At 54.9% G+C, this 18,809-nt stretch carries 17 protein-coding genes; 13 read left to right on the plus strand and 4 right to left on the minus strand.

What is annotated here, in order from left to right; genetic code table 11:
- Positions 1–9 precede the first annotated feature (9 nt).
- Positions 10–573 (plus strand): hypothetical protein, encoded by a 564-nt coding sequence (locus MTC_RS00275; RefSeq protein WP_014404668.1) that lies wholly within the window; start codon positions 10–12, stop codon positions 571–573.
- A gap of 121 nt (positions 574–694) precedes the next feature.
- Here MTC_RS00275 and MTC_RS00280 read toward each other — a convergent pair whose 3' ends face one another.
- Both MTC_RS00280 and prs read right to left on the minus strand, forming a co-directional pair.
- Entirely contained in the window at positions 695–1,645 is a 951-nt protein-coding gene (locus tag MTC_RS00280) for a DHHA1 domain-containing protein (protein ID WP_014404669.1), read from the minus strand.
- Positions 1,642–2,532: a ribose-phosphate diphosphokinase gene (prs, locus tag MTC_RS00285; protein WP_014404670.1), complete on the minus strand. Its 891-nt coding sequence runs from the start codon at positions 2,530–2,532 to the stop codon at positions 1,642–1,644. Before prs ends, MTC_RS00280 begins: the two co-directional genes overlap by 4 nt.
- A 130-nt stretch (positions 2,533–2,662) precedes the next feature.
- Between prs and MTC_RS00290 the strand changes: the two genes are divergently transcribed.
- The 12 genes from MTC_RS00290 to MTC_RS00345 all read left to right on the plus strand — a co-directional run bounded on the left by MTC_RS00290 (position 2,663) and on the right by MTC_RS00345 (position 15,981).
- Positions 2,663–3,895 carry a translation initiation factor IF-2 subunit gamma gene (locus tag MTC_RS00290; protein WP_014404671.1) on the plus strand — a complete coding sequence of 411 codons (1,233 nt, stop codon included), beginning with the start codon at positions 2,663–2,665 and terminating at the stop codon, positions 3,893–3,895.
- Positions 3,892–4,263 carry a type II toxin-antitoxin system VapC family toxin gene (locus tag MTC_RS00295; RefSeq protein ID WP_014404672.1) on the plus strand — a complete coding sequence of 124 codons (372 nt, stop codon included), beginning with the start codon at positions 3,892–3,894 and terminating at the stop codon, positions 4,261–4,263. Before MTC_RS00290 ends, MTC_RS00295 begins: the two co-directional genes overlap by 4 nt.
- Positions 4,264–4,276: 13 nt before the next feature.
- On the plus strand, positions 4,277–4,861 hold the full coding sequence (locus MTC_RS00300) for a DNA-directed RNA polymerase (protein ID WP_014404673.1): 585 nt from the start codon (positions 4,277–4,279) through the stop codon (positions 4,859–4,861).
- A 78-nt stretch (positions 4,862–4,939) separates the two neighbouring features.
- Positions 4,940–5,797, plus strand: a complete 858-nt coding sequence (locus tag MTC_RS00305) for an MBL fold metallo-hydrolase (protein ID WP_014404674.1) — start codon at positions 4,940–4,942, stop codon at positions 5,795–5,797.
- 177 nt (positions 5,798–5,974) lie between these two features.
- Positions 5,975–6,376, plus strand: coding sequence for a sirohydrochlorin nickelochelatase (gene cfbA / locus MTC_RS00310; RefSeq protein WP_014404675.1), 402 nt, complete (start codon positions 5,975–5,977; stop codon positions 6,374–6,376).
- 9 nt (positions 6,377–6,385) lie between these two features.
- Positions 6,386–7,636 carry a coenzyme F430 synthase gene (gene cfbE, locus MTC_RS00315; RefSeq protein ID WP_014404676.1) on the plus strand — a complete coding sequence of 417 codons (1,251 nt, stop codon included), beginning with the start codon at positions 6,386–6,388 and terminating at the stop codon, positions 7,634–7,636.
- Positions 7,637–7,640: 4 nt separating this feature from the next.
- Positions 7,641–8,738 carry a Ni-sirohydrochlorin a,c-diamide reductive cyclase catalytic subunit gene (gene cfbD / locus MTC_RS00320; RefSeq protein ID WP_014404677.1) on the plus strand — a complete coding sequence of 366 codons (1,098 nt, stop codon included), beginning with the start codon at positions 7,641–7,643 and terminating at the stop codon, positions 8,736–8,738.
- On the plus strand, positions 8,735–9,523 hold the full coding sequence (gene cfbC, locus MTC_RS00325; protein WP_014404678.1) for a Ni-sirohydrochlorin a,c-diamide reductive cyclase ATP-dependent reductase subunit: 789 nt from the start codon (positions 8,735–8,737) through the stop codon (positions 9,521–9,523). The genes cfbD and cfbC overlap by 4 nt, the downstream gene beginning before the upstream one ends.
- Entirely contained in the window at positions 9,520–10,911 is a 1,392-nt protein-coding gene (cfbB, locus tag MTC_RS00330; RefSeq protein ID WP_014404679.1) for a Ni-sirohydrochlorin a,c-diamide synthase, read from the plus strand. The genes cfbC and cfbB overlap by 4 nt, the downstream gene beginning before the upstream one ends.
- A gap of 166 nt (positions 10,912–11,077) precedes the next feature.
- Positions 11,078–14,779 (plus strand): hypothetical protein, encoded by a 3,702-nt coding sequence (locus tag MTC_RS00335; protein WP_014404680.1) that lies wholly within the window; start codon positions 11,078–11,080, stop codon positions 14,777–14,779.
- 4 nt (positions 14,780–14,783) lie between these two features.
- On the plus strand, positions 14,784–15,410 hold the full coding sequence (locus MTC_RS00340; RefSeq protein WP_048188788.1) for a hypothetical protein: 627 nt from the start codon (positions 14,784–14,786) through the stop codon (positions 15,408–15,410).
- Between the two features lie 52 nt (positions 15,411–15,462).
- Positions 15,463–15,981, plus strand: a complete 519-nt coding sequence (locus MTC_RS00345; RefSeq protein ID WP_014404681.1) for a 50S ribosomal protein L16 — start codon at positions 15,463–15,465, stop codon at positions 15,979–15,981.
- A 603-nt stretch (positions 15,982–16,584) separates the two neighbouring features.
- Here the strand turns inward: MTC_RS00345 and MTC_RS00350 are convergent.
- Positions 16,585–17,322, minus strand: a complete 738-nt coding sequence (locus tag MTC_RS00350) for an amino acid ABC transporter ATP-binding protein (protein ID WP_014404682.1) — start codon at positions 17,320–17,322, stop codon at positions 16,585–16,587.
- Positions 17,319–18,674 (minus strand): ABC transporter permease subunit, encoded by a 1,356-nt coding sequence (locus MTC_RS12510; RefSeq protein ID WP_014404683.1) that lies wholly within the window; start codon positions 18,672–18,674, stop codon positions 17,319–17,321. Before MTC_RS12510 ends, MTC_RS00350 begins: the two co-directional genes overlap by 4 nt.
- Between the last annotated feature and the right edge of the window lie 135 nt (positions 18,675–18,809).

Below are 18,809 nucleotides of genomic sequence, written 5' to 3' on the forward strand. Positions count from 1 at the left end.
GGGGAGCCTATGGTCGATGGCCAGAAGCGCAGGCTTGAGGAAATCCGCAAAAAGAGACCCGAAGAGGCGGCGGCCATCATAACCGGCCTATTAAAGGACGAGTACAGGAGGCTGGAGGAGGCCATGAGGGCGCTGAGGGCCTCATACGTGAGGATGGACGTGGATGACCCGGCGCAGCAGAACGACGTCGCGGACCTTCGCCTGCAGGCGATAGAGGCCTACAGGCCTGCGTATATTATAGAGGATTTTTTAGCGAACATGGGAGTAGACGTCATCCCGCTGATGCCTCATTATAAAGGGGCTTTCGAGGCATCATCATATAAAAATGGCGAATGGACCGTATCGCTGGTAAGTCTTAAGGAGAATGCCATGCGCACTCTCGGAGGCCACTGCAACGTCATAGGGGACGTCATCATACTCGAAAGGCTGCTCTACGACAGCACGTACCTCGCCGCAGTCATGAGGCAGACCGACGACTACCAGCCGGGCAAGCAGACATACGTGGAGCTCGACTCCTACACGGTCGTATTCGACGAGGACATACAGGCAATCGTGAGGATGCCATACAGATAAAAGTTTAGGAACATAATCCTAAGGATTGTCTTCCTAAAATAAAAAGGTGGCGGCTTTTTGTGCTTAAGGATTCCATCTTGCCCTTTTACCAGGCTTAGGGGTGCTTAAAATGTCAGGATGGTCATTTTTCCATGGCGCTTCCTATTGCCTTGTCCAGGTCGAGCAGGAATTGGTTCATGTTTTTGGCCGGTATGCGCCCTCCGGCGGCGCGCGGGTGCCCCCCGCCAGTACCGCCGTTCCTCGATGCCACGTCGCCGATGATTATATTAAGATCTACGTCGCCAATTCCCCTGGCACTGAAGTCGTAGGCGTCCCGGTGGTCACGGTACTCGGCGGAAATTCCCACGACGGCCTTACCGTAGACGCGGGCAAAGATGGCGGCCTTACCCATGCAGCCATTCATGTCCAGCACGTAGGCGATATTCTTCATGCGCACCACCTCGCTCTGGACGCGCCGCCTCATCTCATCCTCATGTCTCGCGGCTATCAAGGCGTTCTTGGCGAGCATGCCTATCTCGGAGGGCAAGGTGTTCTGGGCGAGCTGCCTCACCAGCCCACGCTTAAACTCATAGTCACGCCGCCCGATCTCAATGCCCTGGGACAATGTGCCCGCCTGATAGTACAGGCTCCGCATATCCCAGTCCTGGAGAATCCTCCGCGCGCCGGGCGTCATGTCCTCATAATCCCCGATGGCTCCATACATAGCCACCCGGCTCATATCAGGGCTCAAGTCATTACTGAAATAGTTAAAAGTGAGCTCAGATGCGCTCGCCCCTGTATCGTGAAAAAGCCAGGGAGCGCTAAAGCCTGGAGGAAGAGGGTGATGGTCTATGTATATCACCTCGCTACTCTTCGCAAGGGACTCGAACTTATCCCTCATCTGCGCACTCCTCGGCAGGTTGATCGCTATGTCGCACACGACGATGCGGTCATAGCCCCGTGCCTCCTCGATATCGGTCAAGACAGAGACAGGGTTAGTAAAATATACGGGCGAGTCGCCACATGCTGCAAGCGCCAGTGCGCCGCTGCACAGGCCATCGCTGTCCCCATGCGTGAAGATAACGGTCTTCATATCAATTCCTTTAGCTTTCCCGCTATTATAGGCCCGACGTCCACGCGGCTGAACTCGTTGTTTATCGTGTTCGCGGATACCAGGTAGTCCGCGCCCGCCCTGTATAGCCCGGCGGCCGCGTCCTCCCCGCTTAACACGCCATGCGTGAACGCCGCAGCTATTTTATTCGCGCCCCTCGCCCTCAAGGACTCGATGACCTTCTTTATCGTATCGCCGGTACTCACGATATCATCGATAATGAGCACGTCACGCCCCTTCACATCCATCGTCTTAGGCCGGATCTCGATCTCCTTGGGCGAGATTCGGCGCTTCTCCAGAACGTCATAGCTGCTGCTTAAAAGTTCGGCAGCCCTCTTCGCCCACCTCTCAGACTCGGAGTCCGGGCCGACCACTACTGGCTTATTCAAGAACCTGCCCGCCTCTTTCGCCAGCGCGTCCACGGCGCTGACCTCGTGGAGCTTTATGGAGGTCATGGCCGACAGGTCTTCCAGGCCAAGCCTGTGCAGGTGAATGTCCACGCTCAGGATATCGTTGACTCCTGCCGCCTCGAGCAATCGCAGCATCGTCCTCACGGCAACGGCCTCTCCATCGACATGCCTTGTATCCTGCCGCGTATACGCTAAATATGGCACCACGGCGATAACCCTTTCCGCCCCCTGCTCCTTTAGCAGGTCCACGGCGAACTCCATCTCCGTTAGCATCTCGTTGGGGTACGGGTGCATGGTCTGCACATAGACTACAGTACCATCGACGGCGGGCGCAACTATATGTATCTCTCCATCGGGAAACCTCTCCACAATTGGAAACCTGGCCTTAACTCCAAGCGCCCTGGCTATGCTATGCGCCATCCCCGGGTGGCTCGAGCCCGCTACAACTATAGGCATCATAAGCTAAAATAACGCAATAAGAAAATAAAAGCTTTCAGTTTAAAAGGACATACAAATATACATATATTAGAAGTGATACTAAGTCGAGTGAAATCGTCAATGTCATTATTTTATCCGGAGGATCCATAGTTTGCCACAACCTGTCGTTAACATCGGTATGGTGGGCCACGTCGACCACGGGAAGACGACGCTGGTGAGCGCCCTTTCCGGCGTATGGACCGACACCCATAGCGAAGAGCTGAAAAGGGGCATATCCATAAGGCTGGGGTATGCCGACTGTACCTTTTATAAGTGTAAGAACTGTAAGGAGCCGGAGTGCTACACCTCGAAGCCCGAGTGCGCGGCGTGCGGCTCGAAGGATTTAGAGGTGTTGAGGACCGTGTCCTTTGTGGACTCGCCCGGACACGAGACGCTCATGGCCACCATGCTGTCAGGGGCTGCCATCATGGACGGCGCCGTGCTGGTCATAGCGGCCAATGAGCCATGCCCCCAGCCCCAGACAAAAGAACATTTAATGGCGCTGGACATCATCGGCATAAAAAACGTGGTCATAGCGCAGAACAAGATAGATATTGTAAGCAGGGAAGATGCAGTAAAGCACTATAACCAGATAAAGCAGTTCGTGAAGGGCACCGTGGCGGAGAACGCGCCCATCGTGCCCGTCTCGGCGCAGCAGAACATCAACATCGACGTTCTGATTAAGACCATAGAGGAGACCATCCCGACCCCGAAGCACGACCTGAATAAGCCAGGACTCATGCAGGTGGCTCGCTCGTTCGACGTCAACCGCCCGGGCACTCAGCCCGCAAAGCTGAATGGAGGGGTGATAGGCGGCACCCTGTCCCAGGGCACCTTCAAGGTCAAGGATGAGATAGAGATAAGGCCGGGCAGGAAGGTCGAGTTCGAGGGCAGGACGAAGTGGGAGCCGATAACGACCACCATTGTTAAGCTCGTCTATGGGGGCGAGTCCGTGGAGGAGGCGACGCCTGGAGGGCTGCTGGCCGTTGGCACGAAGCTGGACCCGTCCATGACCAAGAGCGACGCCCTCGCCGGCCAGGTTGCCGGCAAGCCGGGCACGCTTCCACCGGTGTGGCATAAGTTCGTCATGAAGACCCAGCTGCTCGAAAGGGTGGTGGGCGTGGCGGACGAGGCGGCCATGGTCAAGTCAATTGCCACGAGCGAGCCGCTGATGCTAAGCATCGGGACGTCTACTACCATAGGCGTCGTTACCTCGGCCAGGAAGGACGCGGCCGAGGTCGCGCTGAAGCGGCCCGTGTGCGCCGAGGTGGGCGCCAGAATAGCCATCAGCAGGCGCATCGGCGCCAGGTGGAGGCTCATCGGAGTAGGGGAACTGACGGGTTGAAAGTAATAATAGATACTAATGGGCTCATGGCGCAGGGGCAGTTTGGCGTGGACGTCTTCGACGAGCTTGGTAGGCTGGGCTATGACGAGTGTGTTCTCCCGTCGGCCGTGGTGGATGAGCTTAAGGCGCTTGAGAATAAGGTGAGAGGCGCTGATAGGGTCGCCCTCGCGGTCGCGAAAAGCCTTGCCCGCAGGTGCCAGGTCGTCGAAGCCCCTGGCGAGGCCGACGGAGCCATCGTAGAGCTGGCAAAAAAGCTGCATGCGCCCGTGTTCACCAACGACTCGGAGCTCAGGAAACGCCTTAAAAACGAAGGAATTAAGACCATATACATGCGTTCAAAGCATAAGCTTGAAAGCGATCACATGTGAAGAGGTATGATTAATGTACAGGAAAGTCAGGCTGGTCGACATCATCAGGATACCGCCGCAGAGGCTTGAAGAGGATCTGGAGCAGGTCATTAATGAGACTATAAGGGATAAGCTGGAGGGGCGAATTGATAAGGCGCTTGGCTCCATTGTGGCCGTCCTGGATATCGTGGATATCGGGGAGGGGCACATCCTGATAGGCGATGGGGCGGTCTACTATGAGGTTACGTTTGACGCGATAGCGTACCGCCCGGAGCTTCAGGAAATAGTGGAGGGCGTTGTGGTGGAGATAGTGGCGTTCGGGGCTTTCGTGAGCGTCGGCCCGATAGATTGCCTTGTGCACGTAAGCCAGGTGGCCGACGAGTTCATGTCTTATGACGAGAAGAACGCCCGGCTCGTGAGCAAGGAGACGAATAAGTCGCTTGCCGAGGGGGATAAGGTCCGCGCCAGGATCGTCGCGGTCAGCCTTAACGAGCACAACCCCCGCGAGAGCAAGATAGGGCTGACGATGAGGCAGGTGGCGCTGGGCAAGCTGGAGTGGATCGAGGAGGAGCAGCGCAGGAAGGAGAGGGGCGAGAAGCCGGAGAAGGCACGGGCTTAATCTTTTATAAGTAGGGCCTATGCTTATCGTTAACGTTAAAGCCAATTAGAGCGATAGTGGGCAAAGCCGGTGTTATCGATGGTTTCTAAAGTTAAGGGCCCAATCAAGGTGGCCGGCAACTCGTATTATATGCCCGCTACGAGTAACGCGGGGCTTTTCAAGGGATACGTTATAGACCCTGGCTCGGTGGGCTACGATGACCTTTGCAGGGATGACGTGCACTCCGTGCTGATAACTCACGGGCATAACGACCATTTCAGGCATGCGCACGAGTTCAGGGAGAAGGGCGCAAGGGTCATCGCCTCGAAGGACGACGCCCTTCTCGTCCGCAACCCCGAGGTGAACGTCAGGGGCCTGTTTAGCTGGGCGAGGCCGCCCGCCGAGATGATTACGCCATACTTCCAGGGCGACGCCTGCGAGGTGGACCTTTACGTTGAGGACTGGCTGGACTCGTCCATTAAATCAGTATGGCTTCCCGGCCACACGCTTGGCGAGTATGGCTTCATCACCGAGGACGCTGTCCTATATTCTGGCGACTCGCTATACTCAAAGGAGATATGGAGCAAGTATAAGCTCCCTTATAGCATAGACCCGGAGCTTTGCAGGGAGTCGCTTATAAAGATCAAGGGCCTCGACTTCGACTATGTCGTGCCCGGCCATGGGGACCCCATGGAGAGGGATGACGCCTTAAAGGCAGCCGACTACCATCTGGAACAGCTCGACAGGGTCGACGAGATCATTCTCGGCCTCATCGAGGAGCCCGTCTCCACGGAGAGCCTCGTCACCAGATTCAGCTATAAGCTTGACCTGTACAAGAGCCTTAATAACTATTGGCTTACGCTTGTCATGCTGAAGGGCCACCTTAGTAGCCTTAACCATAAGGGCAAGGTCGCCTATAGGCTTGAGAACTATTGCATGTACTGGTATAAAGTATAAGCAAAGGCTCGCCTGGCTTTTAAACCTGCTGGAGGCCATGCTCTTCTCGCACCACTAGACCATAGAGGATGCCGCCCATATTGTATAAAAATAAATGAATTTCTCACACTTGGTATTACAAACGTCATCTTTTTTATACAGTAGAGCCTAATTACTCAATCTAATGGGAGGAATTAAATGGAAAAAAGTGAAAAGTTCGGCCTGCTGATCGTGGGGCACGGAAGCTCCCAGCCCTATAACAAGCAGCTCATACAGGAAGTCGCTGACAAGCTTTCCAAAAAGATGCCCGATGCGGTCACCCGGATAGGGTTCATGAACATCAACAAGCCATCCATAAAGGACGCCCTGGACAGCTTTGTGGGGACAGGGGTAAAGAAGATAGTGGTATTCCCGCTGTTTTTGGCTAAGGGCGTGCACACGACGGAGGACGTGCCAGGCCTCATCGGGCTGGGGGAAGGCCAAAGGCGGATATCTTACAACGGCTTCGATATAGTGTACGCGGACCCGCTGGGCTCAGACGACCTCATAGCCGAGCTATCTGCAAAGCGTATCATGGAAGCTTATCGCCTATTTCATTAAGGGTGGTGTATGGGAACGGCCTATGGCGTGCTGGACATAAACCACGGCGGCCTGCTGCTGGCGGAGCGGCTCCGCGGCATGGGATATGACGCCTTCGCCGTAGACGTCTACGGCACTAGAAGGGACGTTAGCTCTGGCGTGCCCGTGCTCAAGCCTGACGAGGTGAAAGGCTTCGACGCTCTCGCGGCCCCGGTGCATATGCCCCTCATCCCCCTCCTCCAGAGGGCATATGCGGAGCAAAAGGCCGTTTACACGCACCATGAGCTGACGGGCCTCATCATACGGCAGACGGGCCTGCTGAATTGTAAATGCATAGAGGTGACGGGGACATACGGTAAGACCACGACATGCGCCATTTTAGCCCGTATGTTCCCCCAGGAAGACGTGCTGCTGCATAACAGCATGGGTTTATTCTTTAATGGCGAGCGACTGGGCAGGCTGAGCATAACGCCAGCGAACATAATCAAAGCGCTCGAGGTAGCGGCGGAAAAAAAGCCGACTCTGTGCATATTCGAGGTGTCCCTGGGGCTGTGCGGCATAGGGGACGTAAGCGTCATAACTACGCTGGACAGGGATTATCCAATAGCGGGCGGCTCGCTCATGGCGAGCGACGCCAAGCTTCGCGCTACTAAGGGCTTAAAGCAAGGCGGAGTTCTCGTATGCGATGCCTCTATTAAAATTGATATGAAGAGGCTGGCCTTCGGCCGGGGCGGGGACGTCTTTTACGCCCAGGACGGCCGGGTGCGGTATCGCCTGCCGGATAAAGATGGATGGATCAGGATAAGGTTTTCGGGCGGGTTCGATGGCGCCTCATACAGGGGCCCTGCCCTCTGCGCCATTGCTACAGCCCTGGCGATGGGCGCAAGCCCGGAAGATATTACTAGCGCCTTCGAGGGGTTTGAGGGCGTCGAGGGCCGCATGAAGTTCTCGACGCTCCAGGGCCGGGTCCTGCTCGATAACTCTAACTCTGGCCTGAATATTAAGGGGGTGGAGCGGGCCCTCGATGCCGTCGAAGAAGACGAGGGCTGGAAGGTGCTGGTCATCGGCGAGGAAGCATACAACGTGTGCGATGGCCTGGACCCGGCGAAGGTATCAGAGATTTTAGGCGACCCGAGGGTCGATGAGGCGATCCTGGTGGGCGACAGGATGCGCATAGGCGGCCACGCGCACGCGGGAAGCCTGGAAGAAGGCCTGGCGATGGCGCTGGAAAAGACCTCGCCGGGCGATACCATTATTAGCTGCGTGAAGACATGGAGGTGAAACGATGGAGAATGTAGAAAGGATTATCCAGCCAAGGCCCAGCTCAATAGTGGCCGCGCTCTATACGCTGCGTGACCTGGACACGGACGTGGCGATCCTTCACGGCCCTCCAGGGTGCTGCTTCAAGCACTCGCGCCTCCTGGAGGAGGATGGCATGCGCGTGGTCACCACGGCGATGTGTGACTCAGACTACGTCTTTGGCGGCCACGACCTGCTGGTCGACGTGCTAAAAAAGGTGATGAGCCGCTTTCATCCAGGTAGAGTGGGCATAGTGGGCACCTGTGCCAGCATGATAATCGGGGAGAATTTTCACCGTGCCGTCGAGGAAGTCGGGCCGGGAGTCCCTGTAATCGAGGTGGAGATACATGCGGGCTATAGCGATAACACTCATGGCGCCATAGTTACGCTGGAGGCGGCGCACGCCGTCGGGCTTATAGACGAGGGCGAGCTTGAGAGGCAAAAGAGGATGCTCCTGCTCGCCACCGAGCTAGAGAAGAAGTCGGGGGCCGCCAGCAGGGACTACATCGAGCCATCCCGAGGAGATCTAAAGTATAAGGCCGCCAGCAGGCTGCTAGAGCTGATGAGGCAGGGCAAAAGGGGCGTCTCAGTACTGAACGCGAAGAAGGAGACGGCCTACATGTTTGCCGACGTCAACCTGGCGGTGTGCCAGGCTGCAAGTGCTGTTGGCGCGCCCGTGCCGGTCACCATCGCCAACCTGGACGCTAGCGTTGGCCTGCCCCGCATCCGAAGGTATGCGGCCACGATAATGGCACAATTAAAAGAGAATGGGGTGCAGGTCGACCACATCACCGGGGGCCTCGACGAGTACCCGCTCACGGGCGAAAACGCCGGCCGCATCATCACGGAAAGATATTCAAGCTACGATTACGTGGTGCTCTCAGGGGTGCCCCACGCCATCCCGTACGAGGCCATAAAGGGCATGGAAATATTCTCAATCACAAACGGGCCCCGCCAGGTGGAGCCGCTGAAAGCCATAGGCCACCAGCACGTCATGGTAGAGGTGGACCTTCACCCCAAGACGCTGGGCGTCAGGGGCATGGTCGAGTCAGAGTTCGGGGAGACGCTGAGGAGCATGCTATGAAAAAGCATCTGGCCATATACGGCAAGGGCGGCATAGGTAAGTCTTCGACCGCCTCAAACGTGGCGGCTGCAATGGGCGAAAAAGGCATAAAGGTCATGCTCATAGGGTGCGACCCGAAGAGCGATTCCTCGATAACGCTCCTGGGCGGCCGCCGGATACCAACCATAATGGATACGCTCAGGAAAAAGGGTAAGATTGAGGAGAGCGAGGTCGTATTCGAGGGCTTCAACGGCGTCGTTTGCGCCGAGGTTGGAGGCCCCGAGCCAGGCGTGGGGTGCGCGGGCAGGGGCATCATCGTGGCAGTACAGGCGCTACAAAAGGTAAGCAGGGCCATGAAGGCCTCGGACGTAATAATATATGACGTGCCAGGTGACATCGTGTGCGGCGGGTTCGCCGTGCCCATCACGAAGGGCATGGTCAGAGAAGCGTATATCATAACGTCTGGCGAGTATATGCCATTGTACGCGGCGAACAACATCTGCAGGGGGCTTAAAACGCTTAACACTCCGCTTTCGGGCGTCATATGCAACGAGCGGGAGGCGGAGCGTGAAAGGGAGATTGTCGAAAGGTTCGCCTCAGCGCTTGGCGTGCCCATGCTCGCCTACATACCCAGGGATAAGGTGGTGCAGGAGTGCGAGCGGGCGGGGAAGAGCGTGATCGAGGGAAGCCCGCGCTCTGCGATGGCCGACATCTATCGAAGGCTTGCCATGCGCATGCTAACGGAAAAGGATAAAAAGGTTCCGGAAGCATTAGAAGACGAAGACCTGAGGAAGCTAACCCAATGATGACGATGCCGAGGATCATCCTTGCGGGCGACCGGAGCTCAGCGGGAAAGACGACGATCTCCACAGGATTGATGTCCATCCTTCATGAGAGCGGCCTGAAGGTTCAGCCCTTCAAGGTGGGGCTAGACTATATAGACCCCAGCTATCATTCCTTGGTCACGGGCAGGCAGGGGGAGAACCTAGACGGGTTCCTGATGTCTGGCGAGGCCATCGTCGAGGCGTTCCAGCACTCGGCGGAGGGCGCTGACATCGCCATAATCGAGGGAGTCAGGGGCCTATACGAGGGCCTCGAAGCCGTCTCGGACGTCGGCTCCACGGCGCAGATAGCAAAGATACTCAAGGCCCCTGTGATACTCGTCGTGGACGCCCAGAGCATCACCAGGAGCACGGCGGCCATCGTCAAGGGATATAAGGACTTCGATAAAGGCATAAATTTTAAGGGCGTCATCTTAAACAAGGTCGGCAGCGAGCGCCACGCTGAGAAGGCAAGGACCGCCATCGAGAAGTACACGGGCGTCGAGGTTCTGGGCGCCATCCCGCGGAACAAGGGGATGAGCCTTACGATGAGGCACCTTGGGCTGATACCTGCCAGGGAGGGCGCGTCGAGGGTGGGCGATTTCGAGGCGCGCATAAGCAAGATTAAGGCGATCATAAAGGAACACGTGAATATCGACCGGTTAGTGGAGATCGCTAAAGCGGCGCCGAGACTGAAGGCCCGTAAGCAGAGCATATTCATAAAGGAAAATGACGCCGGCGTGCGCATCGGAGTGGCGCTGGACGAGGCGTTCAACTTCTACTATAAGGATAACGTGGACCTTTTGACCTTAAAGGGCGCAGAGGTGGTATACTTCAGCCCCTTACATGATCGTGAGATCCCCGACGTGGATGGCCTCATGATAGGAGGCGGGTATCCGGAGTTCTTCGCTGGCGAGCTTTCCGATAACAGCTCCATGCGTAAGTCCATCGCCGAGGCCTCCGCGAACGGGATGCCCATATACGCCGAGTGCGGGGGCATGATGTACCTCGTGAGGGCGCTGGAGGACGAGAATGGCAAGCGCTATGACATGGTGGGAGCAATGGATGGCGTCGCCTCCATGAAACACATAAGGCACATCGGCTACGTGGCAGGCCAGTTCGAGAAGGACACGCCCATCGGAGCTAAAGGCTCTTTCTTTAAGGGCCACGAGTTCCATTATTCTATTATCACCGACATCCCGCCGGATGCGAAGTTTGCCTACAGGATGGATAGGGGCATCGGCATCAAGGACGGCATGGATGGCATGATGGTCAACAACACCCTGGGCTCTTACACTCACCTGCATGCCGCCTCTTATGTGCCTTTTGCAAAAAAATTCGTAGAGTCATGCGTCGAGTATAAGGAGCAATGACATTTTATTGGCTATCTTCCCTAAGAGAAAAAAGTTATTATACATAAAGGCTAAAAACAAAGGAATGTTAAGCGAAGGGAGCTATAACAAAATATATATTGGTTCTTGCTAACTTTAAAGCCATAATAAAAACGAGAGATAAGAGAAATACAGGTTGGGATATGGAATGGGTTTATTCGACAGGAAGCCGAAAAAGGACGATTCTGGCGCTGAACAGAAAAATGAAGAGGAAAGGATAAAGAAAGAGCTAGAGACCCTGGCAGCGATACTGGATAAGACGGACGTCAAGGCGGACGCTTCCATGCAGGAGAAGCCTGAGGCCGCGACCGCTGAGAAGCCGGCGGAAAAGCCTGGCATCCTTAAGCCGCAGGTTAAAGCACCTGCGGTGGAGAAGCAGGCTGATAAGCCTCAACCCGCGAAAGAGCCGCCTAAGGCAGCCATTAAGCAGGCCACGCCTGCGCAAAGACCCATCTTGAAGCCCAATATATTACAACCCATCCCATCCCAGAAAGAAACGGCGCCTGTGAAGCAGGCGCCGCCCATTAAAGAGCGGGAGGAGGCCCGCCCCAGGGCCGAGCGTGTGGCTCAGGCCGTGGCACAGCCCGACATCCAGGCGCTGAACCTGCTGAAGGGCCAGATGGAACGACAGGTCTCTGAGTCCGAGAAGCAGCGTAAAGAGCTTGAAAAGCTCAGGGAAGACGTCCAGGCCCAGAGGGAAGAGTATGCCAGGCAGATGGCGGCCATCGTCGATAAGCTGCAAAAGCTTGACGCATATAAAGAAGAGATTAAGCCTGAGGACTTCAAGAAGCTCCAGGCCGACCTGCTGGAGCAGAAGTCTCTTTTGGAGTCCCAGAGCGTTACGATAAGCTCGATTGGGGAGGACCTGGCTCGCTTAAAGGAATTCGACTTTGAAGGGTTCGCGGAGCAGGAAAAGCAGGTGCTTCAGAAGCTCGCGGCCGAGGTCAAAGGCCTTAAGGGGTCGCTGGCGGCCAGCGATGAGCGCCTCACGTCTGTCGATAACGCGATTAGCCTATACCGCGACGAGTTTAGCGCCTTGAAGGCGAACGCCGACCGCTATGAACAGGAGATAGCTGCAGTGAGATCGGCGCTCGACGAGTGTACTGGCGAGATTAAAGCGTTGAAGGACTCGCTTGGCGGCTACTCGTCTGATACCGAGCAGGCCAGGAATTCCATAGCAGTGGTGGATAGTAAGATTAACTCCCTGAGGGATGAGATAGCCCGCCTCATGGAAGAGGTCAAGTCGGTCCGTGCGGCCAGCGAGGAGGGGCGTGCCGCCCTGGAGAGCAATTATGATAAAGAGGTTAAGGCTTTAAAGGCCTCGATGGAAGCTTATCAGGAGTCGCTCAGGTCGAGCGTTGATGAGTTGAAAGGCCTTAAGGCTGCCATAGCGTCCATGCAAAAAACGAATGACGATAAGCTGAGGGCGCTTGAATCCTCGCTGAGGGAGTCGACGGCTAATGACATTTCTGCATTGAGTGAGAAGCTGGGCCTCATCGAGGCCTCCATAAAAGAGGCCTCGGGCGTAGAAGTATCCGCGCTATCAGAGAAGATAGAGGCGTACTACAGCGATGTAAAGCAACTAAAATCACAGCTATCCGAGGCCAGAAACGAGGGCAAGGCAACGGCCAAGTCCCTGCAATCCATAAGCGGCTCGCTCTCAGACCTGAGGGCGAGGCTTGACGAGCAGGCAAGCGAGCACGCCGCCGAGGTGAGCTCGCTGAAGGCTGGCCTACTAGACGTGAAGAACGAGATGAAGCCCTACAAGCTCTTCATAGAGAAGTACGGCGAGAAGGTCAAGGCGCTCAAGGACTACTCCGGCCTCGAGGAGGAAGTCAAGGCGCTCAAGGCCGAGATAGGGGCGAGCTCCGAGGAGCTTGCCACGGTGAATAAGCTCATCAACGACCAGCGTAGCGAGCTCAAGTCCATGAAGTCTATCGTGGAGAAGCACGCCGAGGACATCAAGCTGGTCAAGGAGTTTAACAAGTCCAGGGACGAGATAGTGCGGCTCAAGAATGAGGTCGAGGCATATTCCGGCGACATCAAGACCATCAAGGACTTCATATCGGACTATAAGGACGAGATGGAAAGCATAAGGAACCTGATCGAGCAGTTCAAGAACGATGCGGAGCACGTCACCCCACAGGAGGCCAAGCTCATCAAGGCCGGGCAGTACCTGAAGGCGCAGATCGACCAGGTCAACAGCACCTTTGCGGACCTCGATGAGAGGCTGTCGGCAGTCAGGAAGGAGTTCATCAACCTTAATAACATTGAGTACCGCTACAGGGCACTCGAGGATAACCTGAACGCCATGGAGCGGAACCTCGAGAATAAGATAGAGGTCGAGATGATAACGCGCGTCCGCGAGGCCGAGAACGACCTTGTGCTAAAGATTAGCGGCGTGGAGGAGCGCGTCCGTGAGCAGAGTAAGGCGGCCCATGAGGCCATAAAGTCGCTCCAGGAGATGCAGACAAGCACTGTTAACCTGCTGAAGCAGACGCAGTCGGAGGTGCTCGACTCCGTCGCCAGCGTGAAGTCCGAGGCTGTGAAGTCGGTGATCGACGCGGTGAATGAGGCTACGAGTAGCGTTGAGGCCATGAAGGCCCGCGTGCAGGAGTTTATCGTAAACACAGAGTCTGAGGCGACTTCTACGATAAGAAGCGTGGAGGCGGATGCCGTCGGGAATATTGAGAAGAAGCGGCAGGATGCGCTTGCCGAGCTGAACGAGACGTCCGCCCACATTACCGAGCTTGCGGCGAACACGCGCGAGGTTGTTGAGAGCTCGCTGCTCGCTACCAGGGATGATACGCTTAAGTCCGTCGAGTCCGTTAAGGGCGAGGCTGTGAATGCCATATTGGCAGTTAAGGGCGATGCTGTGAAAGAGATGTCCACGCTTAAGGAGAATGCGGTCAGTGAGGTGGAGTCTCTTAAGGATGGCGCTATTAAAGAGGTCGCATCGCTCAAGGACAGCACTATCAAAGAGGTCGCATCGCTCAGGGACAGCACTATCAAAGAAGTGGCAGCCCTCAGGAATGGCACAATAGATGAGATAAGCACGCTAAAAGAGAGCGCGATCAACGAAATAGAGGCAACAAAGGCCTCAGCGTCAGACTCAATGCTAAAGGCAAGAGACGAAGTCCTGAAAGCGGTGAGCCAATCCAAGGAAGAGGTCACGGAGGCGGCCAAGGTCCTGAACACCGCCTCAAAGAAGGCAGAGGAAGAGTACGGAAAGCTCTCAGCACGCGTCGACCAGGAAGCAAAGGCGACCATGGAACAGATCCGCGCCGAGGTGCTCGCCTCGATAAAGCAGGAAAAGGACGGGCTGTCAAGCGCAATAGACTCCCAGAAGAAGCAGGCAGTTGACGAGATGTCTAAGTTCAGGGACAGCCTCATAGTGGCGCTCAGGCAAACCGAGTCCATCGTGCTCTCATCCACGGATAATGCGCGAATAGTGGCTGAAAAGTCGATGGCAAAGACCAGGGACGAGATACTGGACTCCATCAAGCACACCAGGGAAGAGACCATCAAGAAGCTGCTCGATACGAGGGACGTCGTCATAGCGGCGTCCAATAACTCAAAGGAGACGGCGCTGGAGCAGATGTTCAAGGCAAGAGACGAGGCGATAAAGGCCATGGAAGAGGCAAAGGCCAGCATGCTCGAGACGGCGAAGACGACGAAGACTGCCACCGAGTCGTCTATGCTGTCCACCAGGGACGAGGTGCTAAAGCAGCTTAAGGCTACGCAGAAAGAGGTAGAGGAGTCCATCAACAAGAAGATTGAGGCGGACAGGGAGAACACCGAGAGGATAAAGCAGATAATGAAGACGATGAACGAGCTCATCAAGGCGTGATCGTATGGACCTGGAAAAGTACATAGGAAAGGATAAGCAGCTACTCTACAGGCTGGAGAGGGAGCATGCCTCGATTAACGCCTATGAGCGGAGGGGCAACGCTGGCACGCTCGATTACGCCGAGGATGAGCTGAAGCTACTCGATATGGGCCGGCTAGTGAGAGAGCATGTGGCCATGGCCGAGGAGGCGGCTAAGGCGCTGGACGAGCGCGTCTCACGAATAAAAGAGCTGGAAGAGTCAATCATAAAGAAGAATGACCAGACCCAGAAGCGCATCGAGGAGTGGGAGAGCTCGTTCGATATACGCTATAATGAGCTGTTATCTCGAGTAGAGGAGGAGGTCAAGGCCCTCGAGCTGCGCAACAAGGAACTGCTCGCCTTCATAAAGGCGCAGGACGAGATATTCAACGCCAGGAGCGCAGAATTGGCGAGCAAGGCGGAGGCCGCCGAGGCCGGAATAAGGCAGGCCAGCGATAACGCGTACAAGGAGCTGAGCGACATGCTCGTCTCCATCAAAAAAGCCCAGAAAGAGTTCGAGGCCTCCATAAGCGGCAAGCTCGACGAGGATAAGCAGACCATAGACAAGATCAAATACATGCTCTCGACGATGAGCGACATCATCAAATCGTAACATTTATAATGCCCGAGGGCATTGTAGAACCACGCCTTTTGAGGAGAGAATCATGGCGAGAAAACCAGGAAGGATGTACAAGAACTTTTCAGGCCCGGCCTACACCCGTAGGGAGTACATGGGCGGTGTGCCAGGCGTTAAGGTCACCCAGTTTGACATGGGCAACCTCACCGATGAGTTGCCAATCGCAGTAACGCTAGTAGTGAATGAGACGTGCCAGATCAGGCATGACGCCCTTGAGGCGGCCCGTGTGTCCGCGAACCGCTATTTGATGAGCGATGTTGGGAAGCAGAATTACCGCTTTAAGGTCAGGGTTTACCCGCATCAGGTCTTAAGGGAGAATAAGCAGGCGACCGGCGCCGGCGCAGACCGTGTGTCGGATGGCATGAGGCGCGCCTTTGGCAAGGCCGTGGGCACCGCTGCCCGCGTCTATCGGGGCCAGGGCATCTTTACGATTTACACCAATAAGGAGAACTTCGAGAAGGCGAAGGAGGCCCTGCGGAGGGCTGGCCACAAGCTGCCAACTCCTCATAGGCTGGTCGTCGAGAAGGGCGCTGAGCTGGTGAAGTAGCCTTTTTGCCCTCTTTTTAATATGTATCATATTCATCAAAGAGGGCTTTGATTGTTTAACTCGCCGTGCTCGTCCCGTCGAAGATGAGGTGCGATTCCGAGTCCATACGTGCGGCTCGTCCATATAACAACCCCCAACACTAGAGAAGCCGAGCAGATCATTTAACCACAAAGGCCACGAAGAAAAAATATTCACCACAAAGGACACAAAGGACACAAAGAATTTTTGTCTCCTAAAGGGGGGCTAGTCGTCTCCTCCCCCCCCCCCCTCGGAGACCCCCAATTCTTTAATAGGTCAATCTAAATGGGGGCTTCGCTTTGTTCCGCCCCTCCCAGCTTCTAGAAATAGAAGACGTGGCGTTTAACCATCCATTATCTCATAGAACCCCAATTGAGTCTATAGAAAAAGGAGATCAGCGACGCCCTCCCACCATTTCAATTGCGGGCGTCCACCTTACACGCTCTCCGGGTTCTCCGCCCGGTTCATCCGTGCTTTCAGCCAGTCATCTCGGCATCGTGCTGTGCACATGGAAACCATCCTTGTCAGACGGCTCAGAAACACGGTTCCACGCTATCGAACGTATGGCTGCCATACGAATGCCATTTAATTCTTTATCATGTTGAGGAACCTTTTTGTACGCTCGTGCTGCGGGTTGGTGAAGAACTGGTCTGGCGTGTTCTCCTCGACGATGACGCCCCCGTCTATAAGTATGATGCGATCCCCCACTTCCTTGGCGAAGTTCATCTCATGCGTGACGACTATCATGGTCATGCCATCCATGGCCAGGTTCTTCATGACGTCCAGTACCTCTTTTACCAGCTCGGGGTCGAGAGCTGAGGTCACTTCGTCGAAAAGCATGACGTCCGGCCTCATCGCAAGAGCCCTGGCTATGGCGACGCGCTGCTGCTGGCCGCCCGAAAGCTGCATAGGATAGCTATTAGCCTTATCTAGCAGCCCTACCTTCTTCAAAAGCTCGAGCCCTATCTTCTCGGCCTCCTGTTTCGACTTCTTCTGGACCTTCATGGGTGCGAGCGTTATATTCTGAAGGGCGGTCATGTGAGGGAAAAGGTTAAACTGCTGGAAAACCATGCCCACCCGCTGCCTGACCTTATTAATGTCCGTCCGGGGATTCGTGACCTCGATATCATCTATGATTATCTGGCCGCTTGTCGGCTCCTCGAGGCGGTTTATACACCTTAAAATCGTGCTCTTGCCTGAGCCGCTGGGGCCAAGGATGACCACAACTTCCCCTTTCTTCACTTCCATGTTCACGCCCTTGAGGACTTCCAGATCTCCAAACCTCTTGCGCAGATCCTTGATTGTTACCATGCAGTTGCTCATACGGTGCCCTCCGGCTCACGCCCTCCAGCCCTGGGCTTCTTCTTCAAGATGCCTGTACCTTGCTTTCTCGCGTTATTAACGTTATACCTCTTCTCCATATACTGTACCATTCTACCAAGGGGTATCGTAATACACAGATACACCATGCCGGCCGCAAGTAACGGCGTGAACGTATTATAATACTCTGCTCCAATGGACTTGGACCACCACACTATTTCCATGACCGAGATGACCATGCCGATGGAGGAGTCCTTGATGAGCGCGATGAACTCATTTCCTAGGGCAGGGAGAACTATCTTAAAGGCCTGCGGGAGTATGATATACCTCATTGATTGGTTATACGTCATGCCAAGCGACCTCGCCGCCTCCATCTGGCCTTTATGTATTGCCTCGATGCCCGCCTTGAATATCTCGCCCATATACGCCCCGCTATTCACAGAGAGGGCGATGACGCAGGCGGTGAACCCGTCGATGTTGAACTGGCCGCCAGTTATGTCAGATATGAGGAAAGGCAATCCAAAGTTCACGAATAATAGCTGTAAGAGTATGGGCAGCCCCCTCACGCCTTCGACATATACGGATGCCACTGACCTAAAGATGATATTCGACGATACCCTGCCAAGGCCCATTATCAGGCCGATTACCAGCCCAATAGACATGGCCACTACCGAAAGCTGGATGGTTACTAATAGCCCTTTCGTGATTTCCTTTTCAAGGGCGTAAAGAAATAGCTTAAGGTTAAATATTGAGAACTTTCCCGCCGTAGACAGGTACATCGTGTAAGTCGCGCCCGGCGTAATCTCCATGACAGTCTCATTATCCTGCCAGCCTTCCTTCTGTACCTTTACCCTGTGGATTCCGGCCGGGATCAAGTATTGTACTTTTCCATCCTTTGTATCCGTTTTACCTATGGGCTCTCCATCGATGTAAACGGTCGCGCCTGCAAGCTTGCTCTTAGATGCGCCGCTATCAAGGATTATAAAAGTGACAATATTCGGATCTGTGACCACGTTTTCCCTGTTCAACTGGACGTTTACCTTCGCTCCATCAGAAAACTCCCTCTCCGCCGTCCGGGTGGCCAGGCCTTCTGCTGATGCGGTGATGTTATGCGGCCCTGCGCTAAAATTTGACACTGTTATAAGGCCATCACGATCTGTAACGCCCACAAATATATCGTCTACAATCACCGAGGCATTAGGGACGGGCCGGAGCATGTAATCTTTTATGTTGATAGTGACGATAACGTTCCCGCCCTGAGAAAAAGCAGGCATGCAAAACAGCGGGCAAAGAATAAGCAAAACTACGAGCAGAATCGATACGACTGGCATTCTTTTTTTTCTATTCAAAACCATCACCGCACCATTTTTACCATAGGAATAGCTTTTATTATCCTATCATTCGAGTCTCAAGTTACTAACTATACACTTAACCTTTTAAAAAGCTTTTTTATTAGCATCGAATAGAATATTAATGCCCTAATATGTTTT

Origin of the sequence: Methanocella conradii HZ254 (assembly GCF_000251105.1) — an archaeon.
Classification (GTDB): Archaea; Halobacteriota; Methanocellia; order Methanocellales; family Methanocellaceae; genus Methanocella; species Methanocella conradii.